Below are 21,014 nucleotides of genomic sequence, written 5' to 3' on the forward strand. Positions count from 1 at the left end.
GCGGCGCGCTCAGGGGGTCAGCCAGCGTCGTACGCAGGTGATCAGGTCATGGGTGTCGACAGGCTTGGTCACGTAGTCGCTCGCCCCCGACGCCAGGGACTTCTCCCGGTCGCCGGGCATCGCCTTGGCGGTGACGGCGATGATGGGCAGGTCCGCGTACCGGGGCATCCCGCGGATCTCGGCCGTGGCGGCGTAGCCGTCCATCTCCGGCATCATCACGTCCATCAGCACCAGGGCGACGTCCGGGTTGTCGACGAGCGTCTCGATGCCCTTGCGGCCGTCCTCCGCGTGCAGCACCCGGAAGCCGTGCAGCTCCAGGATGCCGCTGAGCGCGAAGAGGTTGCGCGCGTCGTCGTCGACGACGAGCACCGTGCGGCCGGCGAGGGAGCGGTCGACGACGTGGGACGCGAGGTTCTGCGGCTCCTCCGCCCTGACCAGGGTCAGGACCTCGCCGGGCTCCTCGGTGGACAGGTGCAGCGCGATGCGCTCGCGCAGTTCGTCGAGGCTGGAGAGGAACTCCAGTGTCCCGTCGTCCGCGTGGGAACGCAGTGCCCACGCCCGCGCCACGTCCGGACGGTGACCGCTGTGCACCAGTACCGGCACGTCGGCGAGCGCCGGGTCCCCCTGGAGCGCCTCCAGGAACCGGGTGGCCTCGTCGTCCGGCATGTCGAGGTCGAGGACCACGCAGTGGCACGGTTCCGCGGCCAGCGCTCCGGCCGCCTCCTGGGCGCCGACCGCGGTGATCAGTTCCACCTCGGGCCGCGGCACCGCTTCGTCCGCGCCGTGCCGTACGGCGTCCGCGACGACGCTCTCGGCGACGAGGGTCAGCAGACCCCGGGGCCGCTCCTCCACGACGAGCAGCCGGCGCCGGCGCGGGGCGCCCCGTCCGGCCGCGCCGGGACGCGGGGCGGGCCCGGGGGCGCCGACGGTGGCCGGCGCGGCGGACAGTTCCGCCGGCTTCTCCGCGAACCGGCCCGCCAGCGCCTCGAAGTCGGGCCGGGTCACCGGGAGGAAGAGGGTGAAGGTGCTGCCCCGGCCGGGCGTGCTGTCCACGGTGACCGCGCCGCCGAGCAGATGGGCGATCTCCCGCGTGATGGACAGACCGAGGCCGGTGCCGCCGTACTTGCGGCTGGTGGTGCCGTCCGCCTGCTGGAAGGCGCCGAAGATGGACTCCAGTTGCTGCTCCTGGATCCCGATCCCGGTGTCCTTCACCCGGAACGCCACCACGGCACCGCCCTTGACGACGCCCTCGGGCACCTCCTCGTCGGCAGCCGGCTCGATGAGCAGCTCGACGCCGCCCTGCTCGGTGAACTTCACCGCGTTGGACAGCAGGTTGCGCAGCACCTGACGCAGCCGGGAGTCGTCGGTGAGCAGGTCGCCGGGCGCGCCCGGCGAGGTGGTCACCGTGAACTCCAGGCCCTTCTGCGTGGTCATGGGCCGGAAGGTGGCCTCGACGTACTCGATGAGCTGGCGCAGCGACACCCGCTCCGGGGCGACGTCCATCTTCCCGGCCTCGACCTTCGACAGATCGAGGATGTCGTTGATGAGCTGGAGCAGGTCGGAGCCGGCGGAGTGGATGATGCCCGCGTACTCGACCTGCTTCTGGGTGAGGTTGCGCGAGGGGTTCTGGGCGAGCAACTGGGCGAGGATGAGCAGGCTGTTGAGCGGGGTGCGCAGCTCATGGCTCATGTTCGCCAGGAACTCCGACTTGTACTTCGAGGCCAGCGCCAACTGCTGCGCCCGCGCCTCCAGTTCCTGGCGGGCCTGCTCGATCTGGAGGTTCTTCGCCTCGATGTCGCGGTTCTGCGCCGCCAGCAAGGACGCCTTGTCCTCCAGTTCGGCGTTGGAACGCTGCAGCTCCTCCTGCTGCGCCTGCAACTCCGCCGAGCGGACCTGGAGTTCCGCCGTCAGACGCTGCGACTCGCCGAGCAGCTCGTCGGTGCGGGCGTTGGCCACGATGGTGTTGACGTTGACGCCGATCGTCTCCCGGAGCTGTTCCAGCAGGTCCCGGTGGATCGGGGTGAAGGACGTGAGGGACGCCAGCTCGATGACGCCGAGCACCTGGTCCTCGAAGAGGATCGGCAGCAGGAGCAGCGCGGTCGGCACCGTCCGGCCGAGCCCGGAGGAGATGGTCACGTAGTCCGGCGGCAGCTGGTCGACCGAGATCGTACGGCGGCTGCGGGCGGCCTGGCCCACCAGGGAGCGGCCGAAGGGGATGCGGTCGGGCCGCGTGTCCTGCGCGGGGCGGCCGTAGGAGCCGACGAGCCGCAGCTCGGGGCCCTGGGCGCCGTCCTCGGCGAGGTAGAAGGCGCCGTACTGCGCGGAGACCAGCGGCACCAGCTCGTCCATGATCAGTTCGGCCACGACGGGCAGGTCGCGGTGGCCCTGCATCAGGCCGGCGATCCGTGCCAGGTTGGTCTTGAGCCAGTCCTGCTCCTGGTTGGCCAAGGTGGTCTCGCGCAGGGACCCCACCATGGAGTTGATGTTGTCCTTGAGCTCGGCGACCTCGCCGGACGCCTCCACGGTGATCGACCGCGTCAGGTCGCCCTCGGCGACCGCGCTGGTCACCTCCGCGATCGCGCGGACCTGCCGGGTCAGGTTGCCGGCCAGCTCATTGACGTTCTCGGTCAGCCGCTTCCAGGTGCCGGAGACGCCCTCCACCTCGGCCTGGCCGCCGAGGCGTCCCTCGGTGCCGACCTCACGGGCGACGCGCGTGACCTCGTCGGCGAACGCGGAGAGCTGGTCGACCATCGTGTTGATGGTCGTCTTCAGTTCGAGGATCTCACCGCGCGCGTCGACGTCGATCTTCTTCGACAGGTCGCCCCTGGCCACCGCCGTCGTGACCAGGGCGATGTTGCGGACCTGGCCGGTGAGGTTGTTGGCCATCGAGTTGACGTTGTCGGTGAGGTCCTTCCAGGTGCCCGCCACGTTCGGCACCTGGGCCTGGCCGCCGAGGCGTCCCTCGGTGCCGACCTCGCGGGCGACCCGCGTGACCTCGTCGGCGAACGCGGAGAGCGTGTCCACCATCGTGTTGATGACGTCCGCGAGGGCGGCGACCTCGCCCTTGGCCTCGACGGTGATCTTCTGCGACAGGTCGCCGCGCGCGACCGCCGCGGCGACCTGGGCGATGGAGCGGACCTGGCTCGTCAGCTTGGAGGCCATCACGTTGACGTTGTCGGTGAGGTCCTTCCAGGTGCCCGACACACCCCGCACATGGGCCTGGCCGCCCAGGCTCCCCTCGGTGCCGACCTCACGGGCGACGCGGGTGACCTCGTCGGCGAAGGCGGAGAGCTGGTCGACCATCGTGTTGATGGTGTTCTTCAGCTCCAGGATCTCGCCCCGCGCGTCCACGGTGATCTTCTGGGAGAGGTCGCCCTTGGCCACCGCCGTGGCGACCTGGGCGACGTTGCGGACCTGGGAGGTCAGGTTGCCCGCCATGAAGTTCACCGAGTCGGTGAGGTCCCGCCAGGTGCCCTTGACGCCCTTCACGTCCGCCTGACCGCCGAGGCGGCCCTCCGTGCCCACCTCGCGGGCGACCCGCGTGACCTCGTCGGCGAACGCGGAGAGCTGGTCGACCATCGTGTTGATGGTGTTCTTCAGCTCCAGGATCTCGCCCCGCGCGTCCACGGTGATCTTCTGGGAGAGGTCGCCCTTGGCCACCGCCGTCGTCACCTGGGCGACATTGCGGACCTGGGAGGTCAGGTTGCCCGCCATCAGATTGACCGAGTCGGTCAGGTCACGCCAGACCCCCGCGACCCCGGGCACCTTGGCCTGGCCGCCGAGCCGGCCCTCGCTGCCGACCTCACGGGCGACGCGCGTGACCTCGCCGGCGAAGGCCGAGAGCTGGTCGACCATCGTGTTGACGGTCTCCTTCAGCTCCAGGATCTCGCCGCGTGCGGGGACGTCGATCTTCTGGGAGAGGTCGCCCTTGGCCACCGCCGTGGCGACCTGGGCGATGTCGCGGACCTGGGTGGTGAGGTTGCCCGCCATGGCGTTGACGGAGTCGGTCAGATCGGCCCAGGTGCCGGAGACCCCCGGCACCTCCGCCTGGCCCCCGAGCGTGCCCTCGGTGCCCACCTCCCGGGCGACGCGGGTGACCTCGGACGTGAACAAGGACAACTGGTCCACCATGCCGTTGAACACGGTGGCGATGTCGCCCATGAGGCCGTCGGCGTCCTCGGGCAGCCGCGTGCCGAAGTCACCGTCCCGCACCGCCGTCAGGCCCGCCAGGAGCCGCCTGAGCTCCCGGTCGCCCGGCACCGACTCGGTGGCCTCACTCGTGTTGCTGGTCATGCGCACCCTCGATTCCCTCCCAGGGGCAATGCCGGCCGTTCCTGGATCCGCGCGACGAGAAATACGCCGCAGGCTAACAGTCTCCAGGGTGCGCACAAACCCTTCCCCTCATGCGCACATACGCGGCCTCACCCGGCCGGAAAAGGACCATGGACACTCCCCGGCGGCGCCACCGGACGGACATTCCGCGCGGCACCGCCCGGCGGTCAGGCCGCCCCGCCCTTCGTCTCCCTCTCGTCGTCGACGATCTCCGCGTCGACGACGTCCTCGTCCTGCGGGGCGGCGCGCTCCCCGTCGCCTCCGGCGGCGCCCTCGGGCGGCGTCTGCCGGGCCTGCGCGTACATGGCCTGGCCCATCTTCTGGCTGACCGCGGCGAGCTTCTCGACACCGGCGCGCAGTTCGCCGGTGTCGGCCTCGCGCTCCAGCGTCCCCTTCAGTTCGGTGATCGCCGATTCCACCTCCGACCGGGTCTCGGCCGGGACCCGCTCCTCGTTGTCGCGGAGGAACCTCTCGGTCTGGTAGACGAGTTGCTCGGCCTGGTTGCGGGTCTCGGCGGCCTCCCGGCGGCTCCGGTCCTCCTCGGCGTACTGCTCGGCCTCGCGCATCATCCGGTCGATGTCGTCCTTGGGCAGCGCCGAGCCGCCCGTGACGGTCATCTTCTGCTCACGTCCGGTCGCCAGGTCCTTGGCGGAGACGTGCATGATCCCGTTGGCGTCGATGTCGAAGGCGACCTCGATCTGCGGGACGCCGCGCGGGGCGGGCGGCAGACCGGTGAGGTCGAACGTGCCGAGCTTCTTGTTGTAGGCGGCGATCTCGCGTTCGCCCTGGTAGACCTGGATGCCGACCGAGGGCTGGTTGTCGGTGGCGGTCGTGAAGATCTCCGAACGCCGGGTGGGGATCGTCGTGTTGCGCTCGATGAGCGTGGTCATGATGCCGCCCTTGGTCTCGATGCCCAGGGACAGCGGGGTGACGTCGAGGAGCAGCACGTCCTTGACGTCGCCGCGGATGACACCGGCCTGCAGGGCGGCGCCGACGGCCACCACCTCGTCCGGGTTGACACCCTTGTGCGGGTCCTTGCCGGTGAGCTCCTTGACCAGGTCGGTGACGGCCGGCATCCGGGTGGAGCCGCCGACGAGGATGACGTGGTCGATCGCGGCGAGTTTGACGCCGGCGTCCTTGACCGCCTGGTGGAAGGGGGTCTTGCAGCGGTCGAGGAGATCGGCCGTGAGCTCCTGGAACTGGGCGCGGGTCAGCTTCTCGTCGAGGTGCAGCGGGCCTTCGGCGGAGGCGGTGACGTACGGCAGGTTGATCGTCGTCTCCGAGGAGCTGGACAGCTCGATCTTGGCCTTCTCGGCGCCCTCGCGCAGCCGCTGGAGCGCCATCTTGTCCTTGCCGAGGTCGATGCCGTTCTGGCCCTTGAAGCGCTTGACGAGGTACTCGACGATCCGCTGGTCCCAGTCGTCGCCGCCGAGATGGGTGTCGCCGTTGGTGGCCTTGACCTCGATGACGCCGTCGCCGATCTCCAGGAGCGAGACGTCGAAGGTGCCGCCGCCGAGGTCGAAGACGAGGACGGTCTGCTCCTCGCCCCGGTCCAGGCCGTAGGCGAGGGCGGCGGCCGTCGGCTCGTTGATGATCCGCAGCACCTTCAGGCCCGCGACCTCCCCGGCCTCCTTGGTCGCCTGGCGCTGCGCGTCGTCGAAGTACGCGGGCACGGTGATCACCGCGTCCGTGACGTCCTCGCCGAGATACGCCTCCGCGTCCCGCTTCAGCTTCTGCAGCACCCGCGCGGAGAGCTCCTGGGCGCGGTAGCGGGTGCCGTCGACGGAGCCCTCCTCGGGGAACCGCCAGTGCGCGTCCCCCATGTACCGCTTGACGGAGCGCGCGGTGCGCTCGACGTTCGTCACCGCCTGCCGTTTGGCGACCTCGCCGACGAGCACCTCGCCGTTCTTGGCGAAGGCCACGACCGACGGTGTGGTCCTGGCCCCCTCCGCGTTGGCGACGACCGTGGGGTCGCCGCCCTCCAGGACGGCCACCACCGAGTTCGTGGTCCCGAGATCGATTCCGACCGCGCGTGCCATCGCTGTCCCCTTCCGCCAGGGCGCCCCTTGAAGTCCAGCACAAAACTTGAGTGGGCTCCTGTCAATGGGGCCCTCGATCGTGCAGGCGTGCAGCGGCCATCGGGGTACATACCCGGGCAGGGCTCGCTCAGTCGAAGCGCTCCGTGCCACCCCGGTGGGGCACGGCGGTCTCCTCCGACGGGTCAGGCCGCCCCCGGAGGGACGGCCTGCCTCTGGTACCGCGTGCCTCAGGCGAGCTTCGCCGACAGGGTGATCGGGACGGCCTTCAGCGCCTGGCTCACGGGGCAGTTGACCTTCGCCTCCTCGGCGGCGGCGACGAACGCGTCGTTGTCCAGACCGGGGACGGTGCCCTCGACGGTCAGGACGATGCCGGTGATGCCCTCACCCGGCTGGAACGTCACGTCGGCCGAGGTGACGATCTTGGTGGGCGGGGTGCCGGCGCCGGCCAGGCCGTGCGACAGCGCCATGGAGAAGCAGCTGGAGTGGGCGGCGGCGATCAGTTCCTCGGGGCTGGTCTTGCCGTTCGCCTGCTCGGCGCGCGACGGCCACGACACCGGCTGCTGGCCGATGCCGGAGGAGTCGAAGGTGACGACGCCGTTGCCCTCGAGCAGGTTGCCTTCCCAGACGGTGTGTGCGGAGCGCGTGGTTGCCACGGTTGTTCCTTTCGCATGCTCTCGATGCGACCCCGTTTCCGGGGTTCTCACCCCCTATCCGATCACATTCCGGCTCATCGCACGCGGAACACCGGACCACGTGCGGTGAACGGCAGCCGGGCGCCCTGCGGAATCAGATACGCGTGCTCGCGCCGCACCCGCAGCACGTCGCACCAGCCGTCGGTGATCACCAGGACGGGTGCGCCCGGTGGGAAATCATCCGCCCGGTGCAGCAGGTCGATGCCCGGTTGCAGCACCGTACCGCCGCGCCCGTGCACCCTCACCCGTCCCGCGATCTCGGCGGTCGGCAGATAGCCCGCGTCACGGGGCGCCGCGTCGCAGAACACCACGCGCGCCGCCGGTACGTCAGGGGCCTCGGCGTACGACGCGATGGCGCCCAGCGCCTTGCCGAGCAGCGTCCGGTCCATGGAGCCGGAGGTGTCGAGCACGACACCGAAGGTGCAGCGGGCGATCTCCTCGGGCGGGAAGTGGCGGCCCGCGCGCGGGATGTCGGGCGTGGACGCCTGGCGCCGCGCGGGCCGGGCGTAGGACCGTACCGGTTCGGGGCGGGGCACGAACTCGTCGAACCAGCGGGCGAGTCGCGCGTCCCACGGCAGCGGCGGATGGCTGAGGGCGCGGATCTCCTCGACCAGACCGCCGGGCAGGAAGCCGCGCTCCTGGCGCTCATGCAGGTCGAGCCCGCCGGCGAGGCCGCGCCGAGGAGGGGGTGACGGTGGCCTGCAACGCGGGAGCTCCTCGGACGGTCCTGGACGGTGCGACCAGTCTGAGCGGGGCGCGGACGGAGCGCAGCCGAATTTCACTCACGGGACGTTGTCGCGCGCGGCCCGGTCGGGCGCCGCCGAAGGTGGGGCGCCGCGGTCCGTGGACGAGGCGTCGTCCAGCGGTACCTGGGGCCCGTTGCCCTCTCGCAGCCAGCGGCGCAGCACGTGGTGGACCTGCTCCGCGCCGACCAGCGCGGCCCCGTCGGCCACCGGCGCGGACAGGTCGAGCGGGGACAGCAGGAAGGGGCGGCCCTGGCAGCCGCCGAGCCCGCCGTGCGAGCCGATCTGCTCCTCGAAGGCGAGGACCTCTCCGTCCGCCGGGTCGTGAAAGGAGTTGACCATGATGTCGGCGGCGTGCGGGAAGGAGTGCGTGCGGCGCACGGCGTCGGCCGCGCCGGGCCCGAACCCGGCGAGCGGCCCGGGGCGGCCGGCGCCCGGCCCGTCCTCCGGTTCGTCCTCGAGTTCGTCCAGGGGTATCTCGGCGCCGTTCGCGCCGAGCACGACGCCGCCGTGCTCCTCGCTGCTCACCAGCAGGAAGCCGACGCCGGGATGGTTGGCGAGGGTCGGCAGCAGCGCCGGGTGGCGGGCGTCGATCTCCTCCCTGCTCATCCGGTGGCGCACGTCGGGGAAGGAGACCAGGCCGAGGTTGCCGGAGGCCAGCACGACCGGTTCCGAACGGGGTGCGGGGCGGCCCTCGTACTCCTCCTCGACCGGTCTGTGCAGGGCGGCCCGGACGGCGGCCCGTGCCTCGGTGCCGCTGCGGGTGCGGCGGGCACGGCGCGGCACGGGCAGCCCGCAGCCCGCCCGGACCAGGTCGGCGAGGGTGAGGCCGTAGCGGGCGCGGAAGGTCTCGCCGGGGCTCTGGCCGTGGTCGGACAGGACGACGATCCGGTACGGGCGGGGGGCGTGCTCGGCGACCTTCTCGATCAGCGCGAGCGACCGGTCGAGGCGTTCGAGGACCTTCTCGGCGTCCCGGCTCGTCGGGCCGGAGTGGTGTGCCACCTCGTCGTAGGCGACCAGGTCGGCGTAGACGGCGGTGCGCCCGGCGAGCAGGTCGCCCATGACCGCGGCGACGACGACGTCCCGTTCGACGACGGTCGCGAAGGCCCGGACGAAGGGGTAGAGGCCGCCGCGGGAGACACGCGGACGGTCCCCGCGCATCCGCGCCCGGATGGACTGGGCCGTCTCGCGGCAGGTCTCGGCGACGAAGGACAGGGCCGTGCGCACGGCGTTGGCGGGGTCGGAGAAGTAGGCGAAGTAACCGGCCCGGGAGCGGGTCTCGCGGCTGCGCCGCCGGGTGGCGATGGACAGCACGAGGGCCTGCTGGTCGGCGCCGCCGCTGAAGAGGTTGCCCCGGCTGGCGCCGTCGACGGTGAGCAGGCCGCCGTCACCGGTGCGCTCGACGGCGCGGCGCTGGAGCTCGGCGGCGCTGGTCGGCCGGTTGCTGACCATCACCTCCTGGGTGTCCTTCTCGTACCAGCGGAACGCGGGGACGTCGAAGGTGCTGCCGTGCAGGATGCCGAGCTGGCTGGCGCCGGTCTGGCTGGACCAGTCGGTGCGCCAGGGGGTGAGGCGGTGGGTGGCGGCGCCGGGGCCGTGGGCCGAGCCGTAGCCGAGCCAGCGGGCGACGGTCGGCATGAGCCCCTTGCCCACGGCACCGGTCAGCACGTCGTGCCCGACGCCGTCGAACTGGATGAAGACGGTGCCCGGGGTGACCGGTCCGGGCGGCGGGGCGCGGTGCCTGCGGTCGGCGAGCCGGTACAGACGGCGGCGGTAGGCGTCGTCGTCGCGGACGGCGAGCGCGGCTCCGGTGGCGGAGGCGACGGCGGACATCACGGCGGCGACGACCACCGCCGTCTCCGGGTCGGCGGCGCCGCCCTCGGCAGGGTTCAGCCGCAGCGCCAGCAGCAGCAGCGCGCCGTTGAGGAAGAACACCAGGAGCCCGAGCACCAGCGCGGGCACCAGCAGCAGGAGTCGTACGAGCAACGGCCAGACCAGGGCGGACAGCAGGCCGAAGGCTCCGGCGCCGAACGCGGCGGTCACGGCGATGGTGGTGGCACTGTCGCCGTCGGCGTGCTGCAACTGGAAGTCGGGCAGGATCCCGGCGAGCACGAGCATGGTGACCGTGCTGACGGCCCACACCGCGACACTGCGCCCCACCTGGCTGGCGACCCGCCGCCCACGCCCTCCGAGCACTCCCCGCACACCTCACGTCCCGGCCCGCCATCGGCGGGGGCCTGCGTCCAGATTGTCATAACGCGTGCCGGGACCAATGCGTTCCCCTGGTGCGAGGGCGATGGGGCGGCGCTACGACAGCGGTACGACGACCCGTCAGCCGCCGTCGTAGCCCGCCGTCGGCATCGACAGCCTCCGGTGCACCCGCGCCTTCATCTGGGCGTCGTAGGACGGCTCGGCCCGCCCCACCGTCTCGACCCGCACCCCGCGCCGCGCGCACTCCGCGGCGAACTCCTCGACGCTCGCCAGGGCGCACTCCAGGACCCGGAGGCTCGGCGCCACGAAGAGGTCCTGTCCGGGCCGCACGCCGTCCCACAGGGCGCAGTGGTCCGGGCGCAGCCCGCGGACCAGCAGTTGCCGGGCGACGACGTACCCGTGCTCCGCCGCCCACCGCGCGCACATCGCGTGCTGGCTGCGGGAGTCGACCAGAAAGGGGTCCGCGTCGAGTTGCTCCAACGGCGTCAGACTGGCGATCGCCGTGACGCGCGGTGCTCCCATGGCGCCCCCTCACCTCCGGGTTTCGCCGCCGACCCTACTCCTGCCCGTAGGCTTCGGGGAGTCGCGCGAAGGAGGCAGAGCGGTGCCGGTGGAGATCACCTGGTGGGGGCATGCCACCTGCACGGTCGCGGATTCGGACACCCGTGTGCTCACCGATCCGCTGTTCGCCCGCAGGCTCGCGCACCTGCGCCGCCGCCGGGGCGCGACACCCCCGCCCGACGCCTGGAGCGCCGATGTCGCGCTCGTGTCCCACCTGCACGCCGACCATCTGCATGTGCCGTCCCTGGCCCGGCTCGCACCGGGCACGCGCCTGCTCGTGCCCCGGGGCGCGCCCCGGGCGGTACCGGCGCTGCGCCGGCTCACCCATCTGCGCCTGACGGAGATGGCCCCCGGGGACACCACCCGGGTGGCCGGTCTGACCGTACGCGCCGTGCCCGCCCGGCACGACGGACGCCGACTGCCGGTGGGCCCGCGGCGCGTGCCCGCCCTCGGCTATGTCGTCGAGGGCGAGGCCCGCACCTACTTCGCCGGGGACACCGGGCTGTTCGACACGATGACGGTGGACGTGGGCCCCGTCGACGTGGCGCTGCTCCCGGTCGGCGGCTGGGGCCCGTATCTCGGGCACGGGCACCTGGACCCCGCTCTGGCCGCCGAGGCGCTGGCCCGGCTCGCGCCGCGCAGCGCGGTGCCGGTGCACTACGGCACGTACTGGCCGATCGGCATGGACGCGGTGCGTCCGCACGAGTTCCACGCGCCCGGCGACGAGTTCCTGCGCCTCGCGGCCCGCCGGGCGCCGAAGGTGACCGTGCATCTGCTGGGGCACGGGGAGAGCGTGCGGCCGGAGATCGTCCGATGAGCTGGCTCGCGGCCGTCACGTCGCCGATACCCACCGAGTCCACCCAGCAGGCGGTCGGCTGTCCGACGCTGTTCCTGCTGGTGCTCGCCGGGGCGCTGATACCCGTCGTGCCGACGGGGGCGCTGGTGAGTTCGGCGGCGGTGGTCGCCTTCCACCAGACGGCGCCGTTCTCGCTGGCGCTGCTGTTCGTGACGGCGTCGCTGGCGGCGTTCCTCGGGGACGTCACGCTGTACTGGCTGGGGCGGCGCGGCCTCGGCTCGAAGAACGGTTCGCGCTGGCTGGAGGCGATCCGGGCGCGGGCGCCGGAGGAGCGGCTCGCGCAGGCGCAGGAGAAGCTCGCCTCGCACGGGGTCGCCGTGCTGGTGCTGTCCCGGCTGGTGCCGGCGGGCCGGCTGCCGGTGATGCTGGCGTGTCTGCTGGCGGAGTGGCCGTTGCGGCGGTTCGCGCGGGGGAATCTGCCCGCCTGTCTGGCGTGGGCGGTGACGTACCAGCTGATCGGGATTCTGGGTGGGTCGCTGTTTCCGGAGCCGTGGGAGGGCGTGGTCGCCGCGGTGGCGCTGACGCTGGTCATCAGTGTGGTGCCGGGGGTGTGGCGGCGGGTGCGGTAGCGACCCGTCGGGGGGCGGGGGGTGGGGGGTGGGGTGCGGGTTGTCTGCCGGGTGCGGGTCGTCGGTGGCTGTTCGCGCAGTTCCCCGCGCCCCTTGGCGGCGTTGGTCGCCGCGCCGGCCAGGGGGTGCCGTCCGACACCGCCCCGCGCCAATCACAAGCTGCCGTCCGACAAGCACGCGGGTGCCGACGGCAGGTCCCACGCGGTGGAGCCGCTGCCCGACACCGCCCCGCGCCGTTCACGTGGTGCCGTGCAGCACTCTTGAGGCGCCTACCGGCAGGTCCCACAGGTCCTCGGGGTCGCGGCCCGATCGCTCCCAGGCCGCGCGGGTGCGGGTGAGGGGTTCCAGGACCGGTTCCGCCGACAGTACGAACGTCCCCCAGTGCATCGGCGCCATCCGTCGTGCGCCCAGGTCCGCCACGGCCCGTACCGCCTCCTCCGGGTCGCAGTGCACGTCGCTGAGCCACCAGCGCGGGTCGTAGGCGCCGACCGGCATCAGCGCGAGGTCGATGCCGGGGTAGCGGCGGCCGATGCGCGAGAACCAGTGGCCGTAACCCGTGTCGCCCGCGAAGTAGACCCGCCGGCCCTCGGGGTCGGTGAGGACCCAGCCGCCCCACAGGGAGCGGCAGGTGTCGGTCAAGGTGCGCCTGGACCAGTGGTGGGCGGGGACGAAGTCGAAGCGCACACCGTCCAGTTCGGCCGCCTCCCACCAGTCCAGCTCGGTGACGCGGGTGAAGCGGCGGCGCTGGAACCAGGCGCCCAGCCCGGCGGGCACGAACGCCGGCGTGTCCCGCGGGAGCCGGCGCAGTGTGGGCGCGTCCAGGTGGTCGTAGTGGTTGTGGCTGATGACCACCGCGTCGACGCGGGGCAGATCGCTCCAGGCCACCCCGACCGGGGTGATCCGCGCCGGGGTGCCGAGGATGCGGCGCGACCAGACCGGGTCGGTGAGCACGGTGAGCCCTCCGACGCGCAGCACCCAACTCGCGTGTCCCGCCCAGGTGACGGCGAGCGCGCGGACGTCGACACGGGGCAGCGGCCCGGGCGCGAAGGGCAGCCGGGGGATGTCGGCGAGGCCCTCGCGGCCGGGCCGTACGGCGCCTTCGCGGGCGAGCCGGGCGACGGCCTTGATGCCGGGCAGCGGGGCGGTCAGCCGGTCGTGGAAGGTACGGGGCCACACGCGCCGTTCGGCCGGCGGGCGGGGTTCGGCGAGCGGCGGGAACGGGGGTGCGAGCGGCCGCACCGCCGGACCCGCCGCCGTCGTGGACGCCGGGGCGCCGGCCTCCCGGCCGGGCGCGCTCGCGGTCGACTCGTACTGCTGCATCATCGGGGAGACTCCCCTCGCCGAGCATCGTCACGGAGATCGTCGAGTACCGACCCGAGCTTGGCCAACGCGCCTTCCACGTGGGGCAGTTCCCACGGCGCGGGGGACGTGAGGCATTCCGCCCGCTCGGCGTCCGTGCCGCCGAGCAGCGGTCCCGTGGACAGGCGGACGCGCAGTGCGCCCAGGTCGTCCCCGAAGCGGTGGCCGCCGGGTGCGGGCATGCCGAGGCGGGCGGCGAGGAAGTCCTCCAGTTCCTGGGCGTCCCCGACGTCGTGAGCGGCGAGCCCGGACCGCAGCGGCCCGAGGTCGACGTACAGGTGCCGGCCCGCCTGCGGCGGCGAGGAGAGGGCGCCCGCGGCGACCACGGTGCGGTGCGCCGCCGCGGCCACGCGCGCGTGCAGGCGCAGGACCGCGTCCGCGTGGCGGGCGAGCGGCTCGGGCTCGCCCAGCGCGTAGCCCGCGGCGGCGGCGACGGGTCCCGCGATGCGCGCGTCGAGCGCGGTCAGCACGTCCAGCACGCGCGCGTGCAGCCCGTCGCCGATGTCGCCCTCGGGGAACCGGGCCACGGCGGCGGGCCAGCCGGCCGGCAGCAGGGAACCGGCCAGGTCGGTGACGACGGTGACCTGGCCGGGCAGCATCTCCGCCGGGCTGAGGAGCACCGTGGCGTGCGGGGCGTGCAGCGTGTCCCGCCAGGTCTCGTCGCTGACCAGGTGCAGCCCCTCGCCGGTGGCGGCCTCGACGGTCTCGTGCAGCAGTTCGGGTGGTGCCACGGTGGCCGTCGGGTCGTCGGCCACGGACAGCACCAGCAGCCTCGGGTCCCCGCCCTCGGCCCGCACCCGGCGCACGGTCTCCAGCAGGGCGTACGGATCGGGTACGCCCCCGCACTCGGCGGGCGTCGGCACATGGAACACCGGCCGGCCCAGCAGTCGGGCGTACGGCGCCCACCAGGCGGCGCAGGGCCGGGGCACCAGCACGTCCCCACCGAGCGCCGCGGTCAGCGCCAGCAGCAGCGACGGCGCGCCCGGGGCGGCCACGGCGCGGTCCGGTCGGGTGGCGAGTCCTCTCCGCTCCCAGTAGCCGCACGCGGCGTCCAGCAGGGTGCCGCCGCCGCCCACCGGCTCTCCCGCGCCCCGGCCCGCCGCGGCGGCGACCACGGCGGACAGCTCCGGGAGCACGGGCAGCCCGTCGTCGGGGAAGTGCGGCCCGTAGCGGACGGGCCCGTGGCCTTCCGGTTCCCTCGGCCGCATGCATACCTCCGCGCAGTCCCTGGTGCCGTACCGGTGCCGTCCCGGGTCGCCCGGGTGCCGGGTCGGTTCGCCGGACGGTGCCCGTGCGTACGGTGCCGCTCGTGCTCCCGCTCTGCGTACCCAGCCGGACGCCGCCTCAGGCGTCACCCCTCGTGTCCCTGCGCCACAGCCGGTGGCCGGCGGCTCCGGCCGCTCCCGCGATCAGCAGCCCGCCGGCGACCAGCGCGGGCACGGAGTCGCCGAAGGTGCCACCCCGGCCGGCCTGTACGCCGTGCTCGACCGCGGGGCCGCCGCCGCACCACTGCTGGGACTCCGCGCACACGGGCGAGCCGTCGGCCGCGGCGTCTCCCCTCGGCACGGTGGCCGCGGCGTCTCCCCTCGGCACGGTGAACGTCGTACTCCACGTCCTGCCGGTCGCACCGGCCGCCGCCGGGCAGGTCCCGTCGACGGTCCACGCCCCTTCCCCGCCGGCGGCCGGGCCGGCCGCCAAGGTGCTCTCGGGCAGGACGACGGCGCTCCCCCGGTACTCGGGACCGGACGCGGCGGCCTCCTCGTCGGCGACCCGCCGCAGCCGCACCGTGCCTTCGGCGAAGGCCTCGGAGTTCGCCTCGATCGCCTCGGGCGGCGTCCCGGTCAGGGCGTCGCAGACGACGTCGACGGTGACCGTGCCGTCCGGCCGGGCGGCGGGCGCGACCTCCGCCTCGGGCTCCGCCGACGCGAGGGGAACGGCCCCGCCCAGAGCCGTCCCGGCTATGAGGAGTACGGAAAGGACACGGACGCTGCGGCGCATGGCGCGGGCTCCTCGGACCGACGGGGAGGTACGGTTCCGTACCCCCACAGCCATCACAGCCCGCGGCCCGCGCTCCTGCCCGCGCCCGGACCCCATTCGCGGGAACGGCACGCCCAACCAGGTGACGACGTCCGGTCCCGGCGGGGGCCGCGTCCGTCAGACGCTCCCGCGCGCCGCTTCCCGCCGGGCGCGTGTCACACGGCGCCGGAGTCCCGGGTCGCCCGGCTGCCCGGGCCCCACTTGCCGACCGGGGTCCGCCCGCCGCGGGCCGCCTCGCCGCAGCCGCGTTCACGGGCGCCGTCACGGGTGCGGCCGGGGGCGACGAAGCGGCGCGGATTGCGGCGCAGGTACTCGCCCTCCAGCAGGGCCATCCGTTCGTTGTGCACGCGCAGCGCGGCGCTCGAGCCGTGCAGCAGGGTGTCGTGGCGCGTGCGGTGGATGGTCTCCAGCTCTCTCATGAGCTGCTGGTCGTCCAGTCGGCCCGGGTCGACTCCGGTCATCGTGGTACCCCGCTCGTCGTGTTCTCTCCTGCGGTACGGGTACCCGCCCGGCAAGCACTGCCCCCGAGCGGCAACCGGGAGGGAGCCATGGATCTCGCGTTCCTGCATCCACTCTACGAACATCCGGGCCCTTGGGCCTCCGTGTACGTCGACCTGTCACGGCACCCGGAGGGTGCCTCCCGCCAGGGGCTGCCGGGGGAGGCGATGTCTCAGGAGCTCGCTGGTCAGGGCGCCGACGAGGCGACCTGCCATGCCGTGCGGAACGCGATCCGGGAGCTGGGGGACTCGCCCGAGCCGCGCGGCCGGGCCCTGTTCGCCCGTGCGGGCGCGGTGGTCCTCGATCCGCCCCTGACGTGCGCCCCGCGGCGCGACGAGGCGGTGTGGGCACCGCTGCCGCGGGCCACCCCGCTGCTGGACCTGAGCGGCGAGGACGCGGTGGCCGTGGTGGCGTACGTCGACCGCCGGGGCGCCGACTTCGAGCTGCGCAGCACCTCGGCCCGTGAGGCGGCCGGCCTGGTGACCGGGCACCGGTGGCCGACGCACCGGAGCGGAGCCGTCGACTGGTCGGAGCGGCACTTCCAGCTGCGGGTGGAGAACGCCTGGGAGCACAACGCGGCGGAGATCGCGGACGCGCTCGCCGTGTGCCAGGAGGAGACCGGCGCCGACCTGCTGATTCTCGTCGGCGACGACCTGGAGCGGCGGTCCGTGCGCGAGCGGCTGCCCCAGCGGCTGCACGAGCGCGTCGTGGACGCCCCGCACGGTGCGGGCAGCCGACTGCTCGACGGGGACGTGGAAGAGGCCCGCGCCACCCATGTGCGCCGGCACGCCGAGGCGGAGCTGGAGCGGTTCCTGGCGGCCCGCGCACCGGACGAGGAGGGCCGCCCCGGGGCGGCGGAGGGCCTGCCCGCGCTGGTCGAGGCGGCGCGTAAGCACCGTGTGGAGGAGCTGGTCGTCCGCCCGGACGGCGGCGACACGCACCGCGAGGTGTGGGTGGGCGAGGACGCCGACCAGCTGGCGGTGCGCCGTACGGAACTGACGATCCTCGGCGAGCAGATCTCCTGGGCCGCCCGCGTGGACGACGCCTTGCTCCGCTCGGCGGTCGCGACGCACTCCCCGGTGGTCTCGCTGGCCCCGGTGGAGAAGGCCGGTGAGCGCGATGTGCCGGTGGGCGGCCTGGGCGCGCTCCTACGCGAGGCGTGACCTGACGTGACCGGGGGCGGCGCGGCCGCTCGGCCCCCGGACCCGTGCGGCGGGGCCTGGCTCGACTGTGTCGGGAATCTTGGGGATCCCCGGGCGGGACAACATGGACAACGGGCATGCTCGGCTCTGTTCAAGGACCGATGCAGTTGTCGTGGTGCCCGTTGTCGCTCCATGCCCGTTCTGGTGAGCTCGCCGTCGCCGAACGGGTCTGGCACCGGATTGCCGGGCAGCTCGCCGACGAACAGGCAGCGGCCGCGCTGGTTCGAGCGCGGGCCGCGGTCGCTCGGTGCCAGCCACGTTGACAACTCCCGTGGAAACACTTTCGCCCCTCGCCACTCACGCCGGCCAAAGCCGCGCAAGCCCGCCACCGAAGCCGGGCGCGCCGAGAGCGGCGCCGGCGAACCCACGGGAACGGTCGTCGGTCGCATCCAGGGGCAGCGTGACGGGCGGAGTCCAGTGCCGGGGCGGTGTGGGCAGGCGGGGTCGTGGGCGGCGCGAGGTGCCGTTGCGGTTGATGATCTGCCGCAGCAGGCCGGGGCCGGGATGCACGGCGCCGGTAGCGGTCAGGGTGCGCTGGACGTGGTGGGGGAACAGGGCCGAGGCTTCGGCCATTTCGCGGTCGGGGCGCCGGCCTCCGAGATCCGCCGCCGCGGCGGCACCCGTTCTCCTACCACCTGGTCCCGGGCGAGGGCGGCCCCGAGGACTTGCACCTGGGGGCTCGGTTTCGGCCGATGGGGGAGCAGGGATCAGATGAACGCGGAGCCGGCTCCCGGCGCACGTCCTGACACACCCTCACCCGACACGTCGCCCGCCGAGTTGGCAACGCCTCGATACGGCCCAACTCATGGCCCTCGGGCCAGGGAGCACATCCAGCGGTGGATGACGTTCGGACGGACGGCGAACCGGGCGGCCTCTCGTGGCGTATGTCACGCACGGGCCACCCCTCCTTAAATTGGAGTCTTAGATGCGCCTTTGATAGCGTCGGGGCATGCGGTTGACGAAGTTACCGACCTGGCGCTGCGCCCCTGATGCGTCTAGCGGTCTCCGAACAGGGCGGCTCCCTGACCACGCGTGAAGCGGCAGAAGCCGTGGATGCGCCCTACGCCCACAGGGCGAGGGATCACCCGGCTGCGGCATCCGGGCGTGATGGAGGGCCCGCCGGGGTCGTGGCGGGGGCTCGGACTGGCAGGTCTCGGCCGCCAGGCTTCGATGGGCGCGCCGGAGCGGGACCTAAAGGCCGAGGGCGAGATCGCCGCCCGCGAAGGTGATCCGCCGCGTTCGCTGCGCATGACCTGCCGGCCCTGCCGGGCGGTGCGCGACGCACGGGAAGCGTTCTGCGCCGCACTCGATCCGCCGGCCGTGACCGACCGGATGGCTTTGCCTGCTGGTCCGTCGCTGGTCGGACGGGTCGGCCGCCGCCCCCCGAGTGACCCACGCCCTCCCGGTGCGCGTGCGCGCTCATGCAATTAAATATGAAGATCAACTACCAATTAAGGAGCTCGTCGTGCTCTCGCACCAGTCCACCCCGGTCATCCGTGCCACCCTGCCGGCCGTCGGCGCAGCCATCGGCGATATTGCCGACCTGTTCTACAAGAGAATGTTCGACGCCCATCCCGAGCTGCTGCGGGACCTGTTCAACCGCGGCAACCAGGCCAACGGTGAACAGAAGAAGGCCCTGGCCGGATCGATCGCGGCCTTCGCCACCATGCTCGTGGAGCACCCCGACACCAGGCCGGACACGATGCTCTCCCGGATTGCGAACAAGCACGTCTCCCTCGGCATCACCTCCGACAAGTACGCGATCGTCCACAAGCACCTCTTCGGGGCGATAGCCGAGGTGCTGGGCGACGCCGTCACCCCCGAGGTGGCAGCTGCCTGGGACGAGGTCTACTGGCTGATGGCCAACTCGTTGATCGCCATCGAGGCCCGGCTCTACCAGCAGGCCGGTGTCGCCGATGGCGACGTCTGGCAGAAGATGGAGATCGTCGAACGGCACCAGGAGACCTCCGACGTGGTCTCCCTGGTTCTGCGGCCCGCGGACGGCAGTCCGGTCAGGTCCTTCCGTCCGGGCCAATACGTCAGTGTGCAGGTCGAGCTGTCTGACGGCGCCCACCAGATCCGCCAGTACAGCCTCTCCACCTCTCCTGGCCGCTCGGAGTGGCGCATCACCGTAAAGCGCGAGCAGAAGGGGGACGTGGAGGGTGAGGTCTCCAACTGGCTGCACCGGAATGTCGCGTCCGGCGACATCCTCAGCGTGTCCCTCCCTGCCGGTGACCTGGTCCTGCCGGAGGGCAACCACCCGCTGCTGCTGGCCAGCGCGGGAATCGGCATCACTCCGATGCTGACCATGCTCGACCACCTCGCCGTCACCGGATCGACCCGCCAGGTGGCCGTGGTCCACGCCGACCGTACCCCCGCCCACCACCCCCACCGCGACGAACAGCGCCGACTCGTCGACGCGCTCCCGGACGCGAAGCTGCACCTCTGGTACCAGGAGCCGGGTGACCAGGCGCCGGACGCACTGCCCGGCCGAGCCGACGTCACCACGCTGGAACACCCGGAGAACGTGAGCGTCTACATGTGCGGCCCCCTGCCGTTCATGCGCGCAATCCGCGGTGACCTGCTGCACAGCGGTGTTCCCGCCCAGAACATCCACTACGAGGTCTTCGGTCCGGACCTGTGGCTCGGCCAGGAGTGAGCCAGTCGGCTGTCCCGAACCGCCCCGGCACCGGCCCGGGGGCTCACCGGCGATACCGTGCCGCGCTGCCGCCCCCACCATGCCTGCATGGCCCCCGAGTTGCCGATGTCAGCGCATCAGGGTCGGTTCGGTCTGCCGGGAGCAAGTCCCGTCCCGGCGAGGAATCCGCCGAGGGTGTCGTAGCGGTACTGCAGCGCCTTGAGCCGCCTGCCGAGCTGCGGGCGGCCAGGCCGGTCAGTCTCCGCTTGATATGCGCCCACGGCCCCCTCACCGGGTTGGGTTCGGGTGCATATCGGGGCACCAGGACCACCGTCAGCCAGCCCCATCGGGCCACGAGCGCCTTCATCGTCTTGGAGATGTGGGTGCTCAGCCGGTCCCACACCACGATCTGCGGGGCCTTGAGCAGGTGGAGGACGCCGTTGAGCCGGCGCATGCAGTCACTCGCGCTCAGCGAGCGGCGCTCACCCTTGCGGCCGGTATGCCGGCGCGGTCAGTAGCACAGGCGGGCGGGCAGCCCCGATGACGGCTTTGGGGTTGCGCCTGCTCCGGACGACGATGTCGAGGACGTTGCCGTCCTGGTCCACCGCCCGCCAGAGCCGATGCCACTGGCTGTCGGTCTCCACATAGCCCTCGTTGCCCCCAGCCAGGCTGACGGTGCTTATCCGGCAGCGCGAACGTGCGACGAGGGCTTCTGCTCAGACGACGGAGCAATCTCTCGCCACTTCCGACCCCGGGGCCACCTCCTCCCCGCCACCGAATTCCGCTACCGCTTGGCCCCCGAGGTCACCGGTACGTCCGACAAGCACCGTGGCCACGGCACCCTGACCCACAGCCCGGCAACCCGGCAACCCGGCCCACCGCACCCCGGTCACCACGCCCTCAACCAGCCACCTTCACAACGAACCGACAGCGCCCTCCTCGCCACTGGAGTCCCGATGGGCTACGACAACCTTCTGATCGTGCTGGCCATAGCGGCCGGTGTGCCGCTCCTGCTCGCCACCGTCCCCCGGCTTCCCCTCCCCGGCGCGGTGCTCGAAATCCTGGCGGGCATCGTCCTCGGCCCGGCCGTGCTGCACGTCGTCGAGGCGGACAACGCTGTCGAGTTGCTGTCGGTCATCGGACTGGGCTTCCTACTGTTCCTCGCCGGTCTGGAGATCGACATCCAGCAGCTCCGCGGGCCCCGCGCGCGGCTGATCGGCACCGGCCTTCTCGCCTCGGCCGCCCTCGCGGCTGCGGTCGGCTGGCTGATGCACATC

General features: G+C 72.8%; 15 protein-coding genes and 3 pseudogenes. 5 read left to right on the plus strand and 13 right to left on the minus strand.

The features are described 5' to 3' along the window. Positions 1–9 precede the first annotated feature (9 nt). The 6 genes and pseudogenes from ACWCPM_RS14530 to ACWCPM_RS14555 form a co-directional block, all read right to left on the minus strand. Positions 10–4,293: a HAMP domain-containing protein gene (locus tag ACWCPM_RS14530; protein WP_450976488.1), complete on the minus strand. Its 4,284-nt coding sequence runs from the start codon at positions 4,291–4,293 to the stop codon at positions 10–12. A gap of 206 nt (positions 4,294–4,499) precedes the next feature. Then, on the minus strand, positions 4,500–6,371 hold the full coding sequence (gene dnaK, locus ACWCPM_RS14535; protein WP_450976489.1) for a molecular chaperone DnaK: 1,872 nt from the start codon (positions 6,369–6,371) through the stop codon (positions 4,500–4,502). Positions 6,372–6,598: 227 nt separating this feature from the next. Then, entirely contained in the window at positions 6,599–7,024 is a 426-nt protein-coding gene (locus tag ACWCPM_RS14540; protein ID WP_450976490.1) for an OsmC family protein, read from the minus strand. Positions 7,025–7,098: 74 nt separating this feature from the next. Beyond that, positions 7,099–7,743, minus strand: a pseudogene (locus tag ACWCPM_RS14545) (vWA domain-containing protein); the annotation flags it as partial. 102 nt (positions 7,744–7,845) lie between these two features. Then, positions 7,846–10,011 carry a phage holin family protein gene (locus ACWCPM_RS14550; protein WP_450976491.1) on the minus strand — a complete coding sequence of 722 codons (2,166 nt, stop codon included), beginning with the start codon at positions 10,009–10,011 and terminating at the stop codon, positions 7,846–7,848. A 126-nt stretch (positions 10,012–10,137) separates the two neighbouring features. Beyond that, positions 10,138–10,539, minus strand: coding sequence for a hypothetical protein (locus ACWCPM_RS14555; RefSeq protein ID WP_450976492.1), 402 nt, complete (start codon positions 10,537–10,539; stop codon positions 10,138–10,140). Positions 10,540–10,621: 82 nt separating this feature from the next. Here ACWCPM_RS14555 and ACWCPM_RS14560 point away from each other — a divergent pair, with 82 nt between their 5' ends. Continuing rightward, entirely contained in the window at positions 10,622–11,395 is a 774-nt protein-coding gene (locus ACWCPM_RS14560; RefSeq protein WP_450976493.1) for an MBL fold metallo-hydrolase, read from the plus strand. Continuing rightward, entirely contained in the window at positions 11,392–12,003 is a 612-nt protein-coding gene (locus ACWCPM_RS14565) for a DedA family protein (protein WP_450976494.1), read from the plus strand. The genes ACWCPM_RS14560 and ACWCPM_RS14565 overlap by 4 nt, the downstream gene beginning before the upstream one ends. Positions 12,004–12,240: 237 nt before the next feature. On the opposite strand, the gene ACWCPM_RS14570 is transcribed toward ACWCPM_RS14565, so the two are convergent. The 4 genes from ACWCPM_RS14570 to ACWCPM_RS14585 all read right to left on the minus strand — a co-directional run bounded on the left by ACWCPM_RS14570 (position 12,241) and on the right by ACWCPM_RS14585 (position 15,860). Continuing rightward, positions 12,241–13,326 (minus strand): MBL fold metallo-hydrolase, encoded by a 1,086-nt coding sequence (locus ACWCPM_RS14570; protein WP_450976495.1) that lies wholly within the window; start codon positions 13,324–13,326, stop codon positions 12,241–12,243. Further along, entirely contained in the window at positions 13,323–14,570 is a 1,248-nt protein-coding gene (locus ACWCPM_RS14575; protein WP_450976496.1) for an aminotransferase class I/II-fold pyridoxal phosphate-dependent enzyme, read from the minus strand. Before ACWCPM_RS14575 ends, ACWCPM_RS14570 begins: the two co-directional genes overlap by 4 nt. Positions 14,571–14,706: 136 nt before the next feature. Next, entirely contained in the window at positions 14,707–15,360 is a 654-nt protein-coding gene (locus ACWCPM_RS14580) for a hypothetical protein (RefSeq protein WP_450976497.1), read from the minus strand. Positions 15,361–15,554: 194 nt separating this feature from the next. Further along, positions 15,555–15,860: a DUF6158 family protein gene (locus tag ACWCPM_RS14585; RefSeq protein ID WP_450976498.1), complete on the minus strand. Its 306-nt coding sequence runs from the start codon at positions 15,858–15,860 to the stop codon at positions 15,555–15,557. Positions 15,861–15,947: 87 nt separating this feature from the next. Here ACWCPM_RS14585 and ACWCPM_RS14590 point away from each other — a divergent pair, with 87 nt between their 5' ends. Beyond that, positions 15,948–17,060 carry a baeRF2 domain-containing protein gene (locus ACWCPM_RS14590; RefSeq protein WP_450976499.1) on the plus strand — a complete coding sequence of 371 codons (1,113 nt, stop codon included), beginning with the start codon at positions 15,948–15,950 and terminating at the stop codon, positions 17,058–17,060. 336 nt (positions 17,061–17,396) lie between these two features. Here ACWCPM_RS14590 and ACWCPM_RS14595 read toward each other — a convergent pair whose 3' ends face one another. Next, a complete protein-coding gene (locus ACWCPM_RS14595) occupies positions 17,397–17,672 on the minus strand; it encodes a hypothetical protein (RefSeq protein WP_450976500.1) in 276 nt (91 codons plus the stop codon). 892 nt (positions 17,673–18,564) lie between these two features. Here ACWCPM_RS14595 and ACWCPM_RS14600 point away from each other — a divergent pair. Then, positions 18,565–19,758: a globin domain-containing protein gene (locus ACWCPM_RS14600; protein ID WP_450976508.1), complete on the plus strand. Its 1,194-nt coding sequence runs from the start codon at positions 18,565–18,567 to the stop codon at positions 19,756–19,758. Between the two features lie 116 nt (positions 19,759–19,874). Here the strand turns inward: ACWCPM_RS14600 and ACWCPM_RS14605 are convergent. Both ACWCPM_RS14605 and ACWCPM_RS14610 read right to left on the minus strand, forming a co-directional pair. Further along, positions 19,875–20,275: pseudogene (locus ACWCPM_RS14605) on the minus strand (transposase); the annotation flags it as partial. Positions 20,276–20,291: 16 nt separating this feature from the next. Beyond that, a pseudogene (locus ACWCPM_RS14610) lies at positions 20,292–20,381 on the minus strand (DDE-type integrase/transposase/recombinase); the annotation flags it as partial. A gap of 312 nt (positions 20,382–20,693) precedes the next feature. Here ACWCPM_RS14610 and ACWCPM_RS14615 point away from each other — a divergent pair. Further along, the coding region (locus tag ACWCPM_RS14615) for a cation:proton antiporter domain-containing protein (RefSeq protein ID WP_450976501.1) at positions 20,694–21,014 on the plus strand (321 nt) is incomplete at its 3' end.

The sequence above is a fragment of the Streptomyces sp. NPDC002309 genome (genome assembly GCF_053593375.1).